The following is a 12,764-nucleotide window of genomic DNA, read 5'->3' as shown; positions in this document are numbered from 1 at the left end:
GGAGTGAATCAGTCCGCGAAGGCCCCGTCAACCGGCAATCTGCGGGGCGATCGGACGGCGTCCGCCATGTACACGGCGCCAGTCCAGCCCCTCGAGCAAAGCGCCGAGTTGCGCGGCGGTCAGACGCATCACGCCATCGCGGATGCCCGGCCACTTGAAGCCGCCGGTCTCGAGCTTCTTGGTCATCAGGCACAGGCCGGTCCCGTCCCACCAGACGAGCTTGATCCGGTCCGCGCGCTTCGCCCGGAATACGTAGATGACGCCCGAATAGGGATCGGCTCCGTACTCGGTCCCGACAAGTGCCGCGAGCGAATCCGCGCCCTTGCGAAAATCCACCGGCCGCGTGGCCACCATCACCCGCGCGCCGGCGCCAGGTCCGATCATCGCGGCGCCCTGAGCGCGTCGATCACTGCGGTAATCGTGCCTACGTCCGCGCCGCGACCGATCTTCACGGCGACGCCGTCGATCTCCAACTCGACAACGCTGGCCTTGGATCGCCGTTGCCTGCGGGAGCGCTTCACTGCCGCAGGTGGATCGCACGCTGGCTCCGGCTCGATCACGGCAGGTACGAACGTCGTTGGCGGTCGAGATGCAACTGGCAAGGTCAGGCCGCGATCTTCCAGTTGCTTGCGAAACTCGCGCCGCCACGTGAACAGCTGCGAGGGGCTCATCCCGTACCGGCGCGCCACCACACTCACCGTCTCCGCGTTCGAATAGCTCTCGGCGACGATCGACGCCTTCGTCTCGGGCGCCCAATCCCTCCGGCGTCCCCGTCCGGTAAAAACCTCGAACCGCTGAACCCCGCTTGTGCCAACATCATCACACGGCATCGTCATAGCACCAGCGCCTCCCGCCCATATCACGGCGTGGAAAATCAGCGCTGCGCTTCAACAACACAAGGTGGGGCTGGGACAGCGCTTACGGATGACGAACAGGCGCTGACAGAGGATATCATCGCTTTGGCGAAGCAATATGGCCGTTATGGCTATCGCCGGGTGACGGCATTGCTGTGCCATGCGGGATGGACGGTGAACCATAAACGGGTTGAGCGGATCTGGCGGCGTGAGGGGCTGAAGGTTCCGCTGCGTCAGCCAAAGCGGGGACGCCTGTGGCTCAATGACGGTTCATGCATCCGCCTGCGGCCCGAATATCCGGGACATGTCTGGGCCTACGATTTCGTCGAGGGGCGGACGCATGATGGCCGCAAGTTCCGCATCCTCACGATCATCGACGAGGCCAGCAGGGAATGCCTGGCGCTCATCGTTGCACGGCAGCTCAAGCATGAGGATGTTCTGGCGGCCCTGGCCGACCTGTTCATCTCGCGCGGTCCGCCTGCACATATACGGTCCGATAATGGCAGCGAATTTATCGCGACCGCCGTCCAGAAATGGCTGGGCCAGATCGGCGTGAAGACACTCTACATCACACCGGGATCACCATGGGAGAATGGCTATAACGAAAGCTTCAACGGGTCGCTTCGCGACGAACTGCTCAACGGCGAGATCTTCTACAGCCTCGCGGAGGCCAAGGTACTGATCGAGGCATGGCGGCGGCATTACAACACCGTTCGCCCTCACAGCAGCCTGGGCTACCGACCGCCGGCACCAGAAACGGCGACACCGCCATATCCGGCCTCCGGTTCCGCTTCGCTCCACCTCCGTCCGGATATGGCGGTGATGAGCTTAATGCACTAACAAACCAATCGGTCCACTCGGTGGGGGCAGATCAACAATATCTGCGTAGACCTGATTATAGTCCGCCTGCGAAACTGGTGTTTTTGATGTGGCAATCGAACCCACGTGGCTCGCAAGGGAAGTTCCGTTTGACGAGGAAGAAAGAAAGCTCGCAGCAGCATTTGCAGCTTCTTTAGTTACGCTAGCACCAGACATTAATCATCCCCCGCCGTAGGAACTTTTACGGACCATCCGATAACGATCATCATAAGTGTGATTAAGATGGCCAACACCAACCCAAACAGAATACCGCCAAGTAAATCCTTACCTTGATCGACACGCCGGGACCTGTCTTGAGAATTTTTCAAGTGTTTAATTTGATCATATTCACTTAATAAGATTTTTTTTCCGTCATTAATTGCATATATTACTGGATAGTCCCCGCCGTCTATCTGATACTGAAACAATGTTACTGTCGCGGACATTGGAAAATGTGCAACTGTCAGGCAACGAGATTGATCAATACCCAAATCACAGAATATTCTCTGAGATCCACTCGAATTTTTTAGCAGCAGATGACGGCCCCTTGCGTCTGCTTGCTCAATGTATCCAGTAACTGAATGTTTAGGCTTTTCCTGCGCTTGGCTATAAATAGAAATATTTCGTCTCAGATCATCTGACCCGTTGCAGAAGCCCAAGCCCCCAAGCAACGGAATGCCAATCCAAATTGCGATGAGCGACTTTGGCGTCAGCAACCTGAAAGGACCCGTTCTAGGCGCTAACGTTTCGCCGTTTGACTCACATAGCATCGTGTCGACCATTAATGACGCCCGCCCCTTACATCTACGGAGTTACTTCGAATTTTGTTACCGTGGGTCATTGCTGTGGGACCATTGGATTTGAAAGATTACTCAGCCGCATCTTCGCTTCATCCAGCCCTGGCTGCGTTGGCTGACGATTGATGCTGACCACCCGTGCTTTGGCACCATTCCCGGGCGATGGCACGTAGACCCATTGTATCCCGCCTCCATCACTGGCGGCGGCGTTATAAAGTGCTTTGGCGCGAAGAAGGTCGACCGGCACACCATGGCCATCCTCAAATCGAATGCCGAGGTCGAGTTGCGCCTGCTTGTCGCCACTCTTCGCACGTGCCGCGAGTTCACGAAGGATAGGATCACTTTTCCCGGCCGCGAGCGGAATACCCATGTAATTACCGCTTGCACACCCCGATAGGAGCAGCGCACAAACCGCCACCATGCTACGCATCACCTTTCCCTCCCAGCCTGAGCAATGCTGGCTTGCAGCGGACTAAGCAGATAGCTGATGATGGCCCTTGTGCCGGTTCGCACATCGACGGTGGCGACTAGCCCCGGTGCTATCGCATATCGCTCTCCGTCCGCGTCCACAAACGCCCGATCGAGCGTAACGGTCGTAACATAGACAAGTCCCAAATCTTTGTCCTGAACTGCGTCACGACTGATGGATCGCACGCGGCCAGGAATGGTCCCATATCGCGTGAAGGGGAATGCTTCCAGTTTAACAGCTGCGGCTTGGCCAACGTGTACGAAACCCACATCCTTGTTAAGAATTCTGGCCTCGACCTCAATTCCACCTTGGCTAGGAACCACCGCCATCAGAGGCTTTGCTGCCTCCACCACACCGCCCACAGTATGGGCGTCCAACTGCTGCACAGTACCGTCAACCGGAGAAACGAGACGCTGGAAGCGGCTCATTTGCTTCGCCTTGGTCACTTCCTCGCGCCGCAAGATTGCGTCTGCCTCTGCCTTGGCGAGATCCGTCAACGCAGTACGACGTGCCTGTTCGCGCGCTTCGCGACTTTGCTGCTCGAGTTTCCCAGCTTCAGCAAGCCCACGGCTAATCTGCGTGACCGCTACTTCGCGATCGCCAGCTTCTTGGCGCCGCTGCCTCTGTAGTTCCAGAAGGCGCTGGCCCGGCGCATATCCTTTGGCATCGAGCCGGTTCATGCGATCGATTTGCCGGTCAAGGATGGGGACGGTATCGGAAAGCCTCGCCACCTGTGCCCGCGCCGACTCCGCATCCGAAAGCGCCGAACGGCGGGCGGACGACAGGCTGGCCGTGGTCGCGTCAATTTCCGCAAGCTGAGCTGCGATCAAACGGCGCTGGGTCTCGGCAATCTCGAGCGATGTTCCAGGCGGCGCTACAAAGTGAAGCCCTTTACCGGAAAGGGCATCGGCAATGGCGCGATTGCGGGCAATGTCGAGCTCCGCCGAAGCCAGCGCCTTCTCGGCCTGGGCAAGGTCTGCCCCCGTGAGGGTTGGGTCAAGGTCGAGCAACGCCTGCCCCTTACGCACCACGTCACCGTTGCGGACATAAATCGCCCTGACGTCACCCTGTCCCGGTGACTGGACGAGCTTCGTGTTACCCGTCGGGATGAGGCTTCCTGGCGCCGAGGCCACGACATCGACCCGTCCGAACACTGTCCAGGCAATGGTAATAGCGAGCCCGCCCAGCAGCACCCATGCCGTAACCCGTGCGGTCGGCGACACCGGACGTTCTGCGACTTCGAGCGCCGCAGGCAGAAAATCGGCTTCGCGCGTTGGAACGAAGTTCTTCGCCCGCTCCTTCTCGGCTCGCAGCGCTTCGCGCAGAACCTCCCAATGATGACCCCAGGCGCTCATGCAACGATCCCCCCGCTCTGACGTCTGTGGAGGTCCGCATAGCGACCGTTCACGCGCAAAAGCTCATCGTGGTTGCCGCGCTCGACAATGCGGCCGGCTTCAAGAGCTATAAGGGTATCGCATTGCCGGACGGCGGAGAGACGATGGGCAATGATGATCACGGTACGCCCCGCCGCCATGGCCTTGAGATTACACTGAATAATCTCTTCGCTCTCGGCATCGAGAGCGCTGGTGGCCTCGTCGAGAATGAGGATGCGCGGCTGATTGACCAGAGCGCGTGCGATGGCCAGACGCTGGCGCTGCCCGCCGGACAGGTTGGTGCCGCGCTCCTCGACAAGGGTATCGTAGCCTTGCGGCAGTTTGACGATGAATTCATGCGCGCCGGCAAGCTCTGCGGCCGCCATCACCTTCTCGATCGGCATGGCCGGATTGGAGAGCGCGATATTCTCCCGGATCGTTCGGCTGAACAGCAGGTTCTCCTGAAGCACGACACCGATCTGGCGTCGCAGCCAGGCCGGGTCGATCTGGGCGATATCGACACCATCGATCGTCACCCGGCCGGCAGCCGGTACGTAGAGGCGCTGAAGGAGCTTGGTGAGAGTGGACTTGCCTGAACCGGATGAACCCACAATTCCGAGCGTAGACCCTGCTGGCACGATCAGATCGATTTCATCGAGCGTCCAGGGACCATCCAGACCATAGCGGAACTTGACGCCCTCGAAGGCAACGGCGCCTTTGAGCTGCGGCAGCGCGACGCGGCTACCCGTGCCGGGCTCGACGGGCTGGTTCAGCACGTCGCCGAGACGCTCGATGGCAATGCGAACCTGCTGGAAGTCCTGCCAAAGCTGAGCCATGCGGATGACCGGACCCGACACCCGCTGGGCGAACATGTTGAAGGCGACGAGAGCGCCGACCGTCATGTCCTTGTCGATCACCGCGCGGGCACCGAAATAGAGGATCAGCACCATGTTGATCTTGGAGATCAGCTGGATCAGCTGGCTGCCGGTATTCCCGAGATTGATGACCTTCTGGGATGCGAAGCTGTATCCGGCGAGCTGGCGCTCCCAGCGGTCCTGCCACTGCGGTTCGACGGCACCGGCCTTGACGGTCTGGATCCCGCCGATGCTTTCGATGAGGAGGGCGTTGTTAGCTGCCGAGCGCTCGAACTTCTCCTCGATCCGCGCGCGCAGCGGCCCCGTGATGAAGACGGCGACGGCGATGTAGCAGGGGATGGTCAGAACGGTGATGAGAAATAGCTGGGTCGAGTAGAACCACATCACGATCAGGAAGATGACCGTAAAGATCGGATCGATGAGGACCGTCAGCGAGGCGTTGGTGAGAAACTCGCGGATCGTTTCCAGCTGGCGCACGCGCATGGCGATGTCGCCAACGCGCCGCGCCTCAAAGTACGACAGGTTGAGCCCGAGGAGGTGCCGGAAGAGCTTGGCCCCCAGTTCGACGTCGATCTTCTGGCTCGTCTCGGAATAGAGGCGGGTGCGCAGCCATCCGAAAGCGGTTTCCCAGACCGACACGACGCCGAACCCGATCACCAGGATGGTCAGCGTATCGAGGGTGTTGTGAACAAGCACCTTGTCGATAACGTTCTGGAAGAAAAGCGGTGATGCAAGTCCGAGCAGGTTTATCCCGAGCGTGACCAGCAGAACCTCGCCGATCAGGCGGCGGTACTTGACGATCTGGGGAATGAACCAGCTGACGTCGAAAGCCCGGCTCACACCGCCCACGCCCTCGCGGGTCGTGAGGAGCAGAAGCTCGCCCGACCACATGGCTTCCAGTGCATCCCGGTCGATCTTCATGATCTGCGGCTGTACGCCGTCCACTGCATGGCACGGTGGCTGGATCAGCACTTCATCTTCAGCGGCGCGGGCAATCACGAACCACCCTGCAGGACCGTTGGCGAGCGCTGGAAGCGGCATTTGACGAAGCTTGTCGAAGGTGGCGCGCAGCGACTTGGCCCGCACTTCGTCCTGCCGCTTGGCAAGTCGCTTCAGATCGTCAGCATCGATGGCACGATCATGACCCAGGCCATGGCGCAACTGCTGCGGGTCCACCGCGATCCGGTGGAGCGCGAGGACAGTCGCGAATGCGAACAGGCCGCTATCATCTCGGGGAAGCGTGGCGTCTGCCAACTCAGGATTATGCATATCATTCATCGGTTGGCCCCCGCCGCGAGGGTCAGGTCAGGGGTCGCGGGGGCGCTTGTGGCGAGGGGGCGCTCGCGCGCAAAAGTTGGAGGCGCGAGGCCGGGTTCAGGCGCAGCGCGGTCCGGCATTGTGAGTGGCTGGGACTTGCCTCCGGGCGCGGCAATGCCGTCTATGGCGCGCACGGCGGCGCCCCATGGTACGCCGCTGCGGTTCTCGGCCTTGCGGGTATAGACAACGGGATCATAGGTCGCGGCACCCTGGACCAGGCGCCCCGCCTCTAGCCGGCCGAGTTGTCGAAGCAGGTAGGCCTGCGCGACATAGCTGTCACGCTCGCTCGTCAGGACGGCGATTTCCGTTTCGCGCAGGGAATTCTGGGCGTAGAGCACGTCAAAGGTCGAGCGCAGGCCCTCACGGTATTCTTCGAATGTGCCGTCATAATAGACCCGCGCAGCCTTCAACTGGACATTCTGGGTTGCGACGTTGCGTTCGGCCGTGATCCACTGGTTCCACGCATTGATGATCGTCTGCGCCACCTGCCGCCGGGTTGCGATGATGCGCAGGCGATCGGCGCTTTCGCGGTTTTGGGCCTGAGCCACCATGGAGCGTATACGCCCCCCGGCGATCAACGGGATGGTCAGTGTGGCGCGCCCGGTGAAAGTCACGTCCTGGTCGCGGCGGTGGAATGGCACGGCCTCGCCGTTCGTACCGGCCACGCCCTGCAGCGACAGGCTGGGTCGGCCTTCGGCTTTGGCTGCGGCGATCTGCGCCTCCGACGCTTTATCCTGTGCTATCGCTTGCTTAAGGTCCGGATTAAACTCTTCCGCGCCCGCGAAGGCGTCATCGATCGTCTGCGGCAACCCCGGCAGCGCGGGAGGCTTCGCAAGGATACCTGGCTCTCTCCCGACGATAGCAGCAAACGTCGCGCGACTGGATTCAAGCTCGGCAAATGCTCCGTCAAGCTGGACCTGTGCCGCCTGAAGCTGGGTTTCTGCCTGCGCGATATCGGTGCGGGTCAGTTCACCCGCCTCGCGCCTTGCAGCGACCTCGTCAAGCATCTTGCCGAGGACTTCAACGTTGGTCCTGCGGATGGCGACGACCCGGTTGTTTCGGCGCACATCGCTGTACGCCGCGATCAGGTTGACCAGCATGTCGCCTTCGTCGCCGCGCAAGGCCTCTCTCCCCGCGTCAATGCTCGCGCGAGCCCCGGCGACGGCGCTGCTGACCCGCCCTCCGGTATAGAGAGGTTGCTCGGCAATCAGGCTGGAGGCGAGGCTGTTGCGCTCGATGTTGGGATCGTTGAGCCGGTCGACGAGGGGTCGAGAGGCCTGCGTCGTACGCCCCGGCAGCGTCAGGTCATATTGACCCGAAACCTGAAGATCGATGGTGGTCCGTGCCCGGGCGAGTGCGAGGCCGAGTTCGTCATCGGTTGCGCGCAGATCGTAGCGGGCTGCAGCAAGTGATGGATTGGAGACATAAGCCTGGACGATGGCCGCCGCGAGACTGTCGTCGGGTTCCTGCTCACCTGTCGCCATGGCGTCGGCCGTTACTGGCAAGTCGGATCCCGCCGAAGCGATGGACGCGCGCTCGTCCGTCCCGGAAGCCGCATGGAGCCCCTGGAATGGCACGAGCAGAACTGTGGCAAACGCAAGTTTGCCGTACATACGAAGATACATGATAACGAGGACTGCCCATCCGCCAAGCCGAGCAAACCACGATAGGATCGCTCAGACACGTGGTCGCATCTGCCTGAGCATGGGTGACGCATTCCGAAAAATGCGATGTGAGCGGCTAACTAGCCGTCAAGAAGGCGCTGTCGGCGGATGCGCTGCGCGCGAAACATCGCAAGCAAAGCACTCCGATCACTACACACGATATTCATAAAGCCGCCCCCGGATACTCAAGCCGATCAGCGCTGACATGTTTCACGATCGAGTTCAATGGAAACCTGACGAGTTTCAGCATTTGTCATGAATGCTTATGGAAGTACGGGTGGTGCCAATTGGACACCCTGCCCTACCTATTCCCGTGAGCGCGGGATTATGATTCCATCGAGATGAACGATGGAGGGTTGAATTGGCGGCGCAGCGCGGCTTTTTGGAACACGATGAGCGGCATGCAGCCTTGTCAGCGGTGGGCGATCCACTGGTAAAGCTGGATGACCTGATCGACTTCGAGATATTCCAGACCGCGCTCGATGCGACCTTGCAGCGTTCAGATGGTACCGGGGGCTGGATTTAGCCCATCCCGACATTCGCTTACTGCCGCGATCTAGCGATCATGATACGCAGTGAGGCTGTGCCGAGCCAGAAAGCGCGGGTGAACTGTACACAAGCGTTGGCAGGATGTCATTGCTCACCTTTGTAGCTCGCTATAATTCTCTCCGCAGAATTCACTCACCACAGCAGGAGAATACGACCATGAACAATTCGGACCTCGCCGACAAGCTGGGTGCGGAAGCTGGCGTCACGAAGGTTGATGCAAAGAAGGCTGTAGATGCGATTTTCGCAGCGATTGCCGAAGCAGCGACTGCGGGCGAGGAAATTTCGTTGAACGGCTTTGGAAAGTTCAAAGTGAAGGACTCTGCAGCTCGCGAAGGTCGCAATCCTTCGACGGGCGAGACCATCCAGATCGCAGCTTCGAAGAAGCTGACGTTCGCCCCGGCCAAGGCCATCAAGGACAGGTTGAACGCCTAAGACTGCGCTGTGCGAATAGGACGGCAGGTCATCCCTAAGCGGCATGCCGCCCTATTCCTTGTGCAAGGGGTATCTGCACCACCGCATCTCGGCGTGGCATCCGCTTTGCCGCAGTCAAACAGTCTGAAGTTGTTCAGCCATGAGTACCTCGATAGGCGAGATTCTCGCAGGTTCGCGAACTGCCAATCCCGCCCTACCCCGCCGAGGAAGTCCGCCGACAAAGCTGCAGTAGTGGAGGCCAACCCCCTTCCTCGAAACTTGTCCTTCGTTAACGCAAAACGCGAAAACAGCTGCCCGCCTCATCTGGCATCGCCAACATAACTCCCACTGGACGAGTAAAAGCTTTCGCCGATGTCAAACTTTCGTTTATGCAGTCAACTGTAACGAATTTCGACGAAAATCCACTAAGATGCAAATTCTCGCGGGTAAGTGCACGCCAGGTCGATGCCTGAGTGGGGCGATCATCTCAGGCGGACGAACTGCATCGCGCGGCCGAAATCGAACGCCCCTTTCGGAAAGCGTCAGAGGCGCGCGCGCACGCCGAAGAAGAACGAACGGCCCGAGTATTCATAAAAGTTGGGCAGGTTGCTGTATTCGTTGAACCGCTTGATTGCCGATCCCAGCAGGTTCGATCCCTGCACATAGACCGAGACGTTATCGGTCACATCGTAGGAAATGCTGGCGGATACCTCGTGATAGGGATCTTCCTCCACCGGCAGGTAGGAAAGACTGCCTGCCTGCGCGTAAGTGTAGCGCGACGTATAGCTGTACGACACTTGCGCGCCGATGCCGTGGTTTTCGTAAAACAGCTTGGCATTGGCCGAGAAAGGAATCGCGCCGGGCAGGTCGGTGACGAGCCCACCGGTCTTCGCGCGCGAATGGTTGTAAGTCAGGTTCGCCTGGATGCCGAAACCGTTGTCGAGGAAGTATTGACCGCCCACTTCCAGCCCGTAGACGTTCGCACTGTCGCCGTTCATCACCTGATATTCGACGAAAGAATAGCTCTGCGGCTGGTTTGCCGGCTGGCTGGTCGGCGTGATCTGCACGTCCACCGGCACTGTCGAGACGAAGTTGGTGATATGCTTGTAGAACGCCGCCGCCGTCAGCGCGAGGCGGTTGGTCGGATAGTATTCCAGGCTGACGTCAAGCTGGTTGGCCTCGGTCGGCTTCAGGTTCGGGTTGCCCGCATCATAGATGATGTAGGTGCCGGACTGCGCCGAAGTGGCGTCCTTCGCGGGGGAGAGTTCCCCGAAGCTGGGGCGCGAGATCGCCTGCGATGCGGCCAGACGCAGGCGCAGCCCGTCCGCCAGGTCGTAGGAGAAGTTGGCCGCCGGCAGCAGGCGCACATAGTCGCCGCCGCCATTGATCGGCTCTACAGGGTTGAAGGTAACCGCGTTGTCCTGCGTGCCCGCGCGCGGGATGATGCTGGCGATGCTGGCGCCATAGCCGACCGAGGAAACCTTGGTGGCAACCAGACGCACGCCCAGGTCCGCGCGCCAGCGTTCACCCTCCAGATTGGCCATCAGGTAACCTGCCCAGGTCCGCTCCTTGATGCGATAGGAGGCGGGCAGGTCTTCCTCGATCACCTGCGTCGCATAGCCCGTGGGATAGGGGGAGAGCGTACAACCCGGGATCGTTGCGCCAGTATCGTCCAGGCAGCTGTTTGGGTTGAGGATCGCCGGATTGTTCTCCGCACGGGAAAGTGCGGAAAGGTAGGTGTCGATATCGAAGCGCGGGAAATTGCGCGGGAAATCGCCCTCCAGCTTGCCAAGAATCGAACCGCTGCCCGGCTGCACCACATCCGCGCCGAGTTGCCCGAAGGTAAAGGGATATCCGCAGAAGTTGCAGGAACTGGTATACTGGTTGTCGATCGTCGCCACGGTCTTCTTGCGGTTGGTATAGGCCGCGCCGAACTGGATCGACTTGAATATGCCGCTGTCCACATCGAAGGTGCCGTCACCCTTCAGGCCCTCCGTACGGTCGGAGATGTTCTGGCCCTGGATGCCGATATAGTGGGCGCGGAAATCGTCGTTGGTGGCCTCATCCAGTGTGCGGCCGCCGGGGATGGTGATGTCCAGATCCGGCAGCCCGCCTTTGCGCGTCGCGAAATCGGCCGAGGCGCCGGTGATGCCCGCCACCACGAAGCGGTTCTGGCCGCCGGTATTGTCCCGCGCCTTGCCAACGTAGCCGTCGAAGGCGAACTTCAGGCGATCGCTTGCCGTCCAGTCGATGTGGGCGCCGATCTGCCATGTCTGGCTCTTGCGCGGCTCATCGGTGGTCAGCACCTCGGCGGTATAGTCGTTAATGGAAAAGCCGGTGACGACGTTGTTCTTGTCGACGCTGATCGAATCCGGATCCCATCGCGGCGAACCATCGTCCCCCAGTGGATTGAGGTAGTTCGAAGAGCGGTAGTTGTGCTGTTTGACATCGAAGCGGCTGTAGAGGCCGTCGATCGTCAGTTCGAACGCGCTGGACGGCTTCCACTGGAACGATCCGGCCGAACCGATGCGCTCGCGCTGACCGACCACGGTGCCAACGCTGTAGTAGTCCGGCCAGATGTAGGCCGGTCCATTCTCATCGGGATCGACGCGGCCGTCGCGATTGAAATCGATGCCGTAAGCCGCCTCCGTACCGTCGGCCAGCGAGTATTCGCCAAGATTGTCGGTACGGAACTTGTACTTGTTGTAGCTGACGCCGAACATCAGGCCCATCGTGTCATCGGCGAAAGTAGTGCTGACGACGCCGCTGACCTTGTAGCCCCCCTTGTCCGCCAGATCGTTGTACTGGCCTTCCACTGCGCCAGAAGCATGGAGGCCGGGACGATCGAGAGGACGGGCGGTACGCAGATCGACATTACCGCCGATACTGCCTTCCAGTTCGGACGCACGGACCGCCTTCTGCACTTCGGCGCCCGAGATGATCTCGGAGGGGAGGACATCGAATGCAAAAGAGCGGTCCGGCCCGTCGGTCGGGAGGATTCGACCGTTGAGCGTGGTGATGGCAAAATTCTCGCCAAGGCCGCGGATCGTGATCGAGCGCCCTTCCCCGCGTCCATCACGACCGACGGTGACGCCGGGGATGTTGGCAAGCGCCTCGGCAACGTTGCGATTGGGAAACTTGCCCAGTTCTTCCGATGAGATGGCATCGACGATGGTATCGGCATTGCGCTTGGCCTGGATCGAACGCAGCAGGCTGCCACGTACGCCGCGCACCACGATCGCCTCGGCAGTGGCGGCATCTGCGGCGGCCTGCGCGCTATCGGAAAGTGTGGCCGCATCAGGGGCAGCGGCGTTCGGCCCGCCATCTTGCGCCTGAGCTTGAGAGGCGGCGAGCAGCGCTATGGTGCTGGCTCCGGCAAGCGCTGGGTGGCGCCAGGTGATACGTCCCGTCATGTTTCCATACCCCTTGTCATGTCGCCGTAGTCCGCTCCGGGGTATCGCGTGATTCCCGTCGGCATGGCGTACTATATTTCGTTTTGGTAACTTGGTTGTTCGATATCTGTCAAACAGAAACGAAACGAAACATATCTTAATGTTTGTCGCCGCGCTTCGGCGCTGATAATGCAGTGTCTGGCAG

At 60.2% G+C, this 12,764-nt stretch carries 10 protein-coding genes and 1 pseudogene; 3 read left to right on the top strand and 8 right to left on the bottom strand.

What is annotated here, in order from left to right:
• Positions 1 to 27: 27 nt before the first annotated feature.
• Together tnpB and CA833_RS21280 are read right to left on the bottom strand one after the other, a co-directional pair.
• Positions 28 to 384, bottom strand: coding sequence for an IS66 family insertion sequence element accessory protein TnpB (tnpB, locus tag CA833_RS21285; RefSeq protein WP_207080767.1), 357 nt, complete (start codon positions 382 to 384; stop codon positions 28 to 30).
• On the bottom strand, positions 381 to 836 hold the full coding sequence (locus tag CA833_RS21280) for a transposase (protein ID WP_207080766.1): 456 nt from the start codon (positions 834 to 836) through the stop codon (positions 381 to 383). The genes tnpB and CA833_RS21280 overlap by 4 nt, the downstream gene beginning before the upstream one ends.
• Between CA833_RS21280 and CA833_RS21275 the strand changes: the two are divergent.
• Positions 738 to 1,694, top strand: a pseudogene (locus tag CA833_RS21275) (IS3 family transposase); the annotation flags it as partial. The gene CA833_RS21280 and the pseudogene CA833_RS21275 overlap by 99 nt on opposite strands.
• 194 nt (positions 1,695 to 1,888) lie before the next feature.
• On the opposite strand, the gene CA833_RS21270 reads toward CA833_RS21275, so the two are convergent.
• Genes CA833_RS21270 through CA833_RS21250 form a run of 5 tightly spaced genes read right to left on the bottom strand, consistent with a single transcriptional unit; the run spans position 1,889 to position 8,168 of the window.
• Positions 1,889 to 2,494, bottom strand: coding sequence for a hypothetical protein (locus CA833_RS21270; protein WP_207081100.1), 606 nt, complete (start codon positions 2,492 to 2,494; stop codon positions 1,889 to 1,891).
• Between the two features lie 55 nt (positions 2,495 to 2,549).
• Positions 2,550 to 2,939, bottom strand: a complete 390-nt coding sequence (locus CA833_RS21265) for an SEL1-like repeat protein (protein ID WP_207081099.1) — start codon at positions 2,937 to 2,939, stop codon at positions 2,550 to 2,552.
• Positions 2,939 to 4,333 carry an HlyD family type I secretion periplasmic adaptor subunit gene (locus tag CA833_RS21260; protein WP_207081098.1) on the bottom strand — a complete coding sequence of 465 codons (1,395 nt, stop codon included), beginning with the start codon at positions 4,331 to 4,333 and terminating at the stop codon, positions 2,939 to 2,941. The genes CA833_RS21265 and CA833_RS21260 overlap by 1 nt, the downstream gene beginning before the upstream one ends.
• A complete protein-coding gene (locus CA833_RS21255; RefSeq protein ID WP_370584612.1) occupies positions 4,330 to 6,504 on the bottom strand; it encodes a type I secretion system permease/ATPase in 2,175 nt (724 codons plus the stop codon). The genes CA833_RS21260 and CA833_RS21255 overlap by 4 nt, the downstream gene beginning before the upstream one ends.
• Entirely contained in the window at positions 6,501 to 8,168 is a 1,668-nt protein-coding gene (locus tag CA833_RS21250; RefSeq protein WP_207081097.1) for a TolC family protein, read from the bottom strand. The genes CA833_RS21255 and CA833_RS21250 overlap by 4 nt, the downstream gene beginning before the upstream one ends.
• 400 nt (positions 8,169 to 8,568) lie before the next feature.
• On the opposite strand from CA833_RS21250, the gene CA833_RS21245 reads away from it, so the two are divergent.
• Both CA833_RS21245 and CA833_RS21240 read left to right on the top strand, forming a co-directional pair.
• Complete coding sequence (locus CA833_RS21245; RefSeq protein ID WP_207081096.1) at positions 8,569 to 8,733, top strand: hypothetical protein; 165 nt, start codon at positions 8,569 to 8,571, stop codon at positions 8,731 to 8,733.
• 104 nt (positions 8,734 to 8,837) lie between these two features.
• Complete coding sequence (locus tag CA833_RS21240) at positions 8,838 to 9,188, top strand: HU family DNA-binding protein (RefSeq protein ID WP_207081095.1); 351 nt, start codon at positions 8,838 to 8,840, stop codon at positions 9,186 to 9,188.
• Between the two features lie 521 nt (positions 9,189 to 9,709).
• Here CA833_RS21240 and CA833_RS21235 read toward each other — a convergent pair.
• Complete coding sequence (locus CA833_RS21235) at positions 9,710 to 12,580, bottom strand: TonB-dependent receptor (protein WP_207081094.1); 2,871 nt, start codon at positions 12,578 to 12,580, stop codon at positions 9,710 to 9,712.
• Positions 12,581 to 12,764: the final 184 nt, after the last annotated feature.

The sequence above is a fragment of the Novosphingobium sp. KA1 genome (assembly GCF_017309955.1).
In the GTDB taxonomy this organism is placed as follows: Bacteria; Pseudomonadota; Alphaproteobacteria; order Sphingomonadales; family Sphingomonadaceae; genus Novosphingobium.
This window is presented reverse-complemented; position numbering and strand designations above follow the sequence as displayed.

Excerpts from the sequence above, each read along its gene's own strand:
- tnpB (WP_207080767.1), bottom strand. The coding sequence starts at position 384 with ATGATCGGACCTGGCGCCGGCGCGCGGGTGATGGTGGCCACGCGGCCG.
- CA833_RS21280 (WP_207080766.1), bottom strand. The coding sequence starts at position 836 with ATGACGATGCCGTGTGATGATGTTGGCACAAGCGGGGTTCAGCGGTTC.
- CA833_RS21270 (WP_207081100.1), bottom strand. The coding sequence starts at position 2,494 with ATGGTCGACACGATGCTATGTGAGTCAAACGGCGAAACGTTAGCGCCT.
- CA833_RS21265 (WP_207081099.1), bottom strand. The coding sequence starts at position 2,939 with ATGCGTAGCATGGTGGCGGTTTGTGCGCTGCTCCTATCGGGGTGTGCA.
- CA833_RS21260 (WP_207081098.1), bottom strand. The coding sequence starts at position 4,333 with ATGAGCGCCTGGGGTCATCATTGGGAGGTTCTGCGCGAAGCGCTGCGA.
- CA833_RS21255 (WP_370584612.1), bottom strand. The coding sequence starts at position 6,504 with ATGAATGATATGCATAATCCTGAGTTGGCAGACGCCACGCTTCCCCGA.
- CA833_RS21250 (WP_207081097.1), bottom strand. The coding sequence starts at position 8,168 with ATGTATCTTCGTATGTACGGCAAACTTGCGTTTGCCACAGTTCTGCTC.
- CA833_RS21240 (WP_207081095.1), top strand. The coding sequence starts at position 8,838 with ATGTCATTGCTCACCTTTGTAGCTCGCTATAATTCTCTCCGCAGAATT.
- CA833_RS21235 (WP_207081094.1), bottom strand. The coding sequence starts at position 12,580 with ATGACGGGACGTATCACCTGGCGCCACCCAGCGCTTGCCGGAGCCAGC.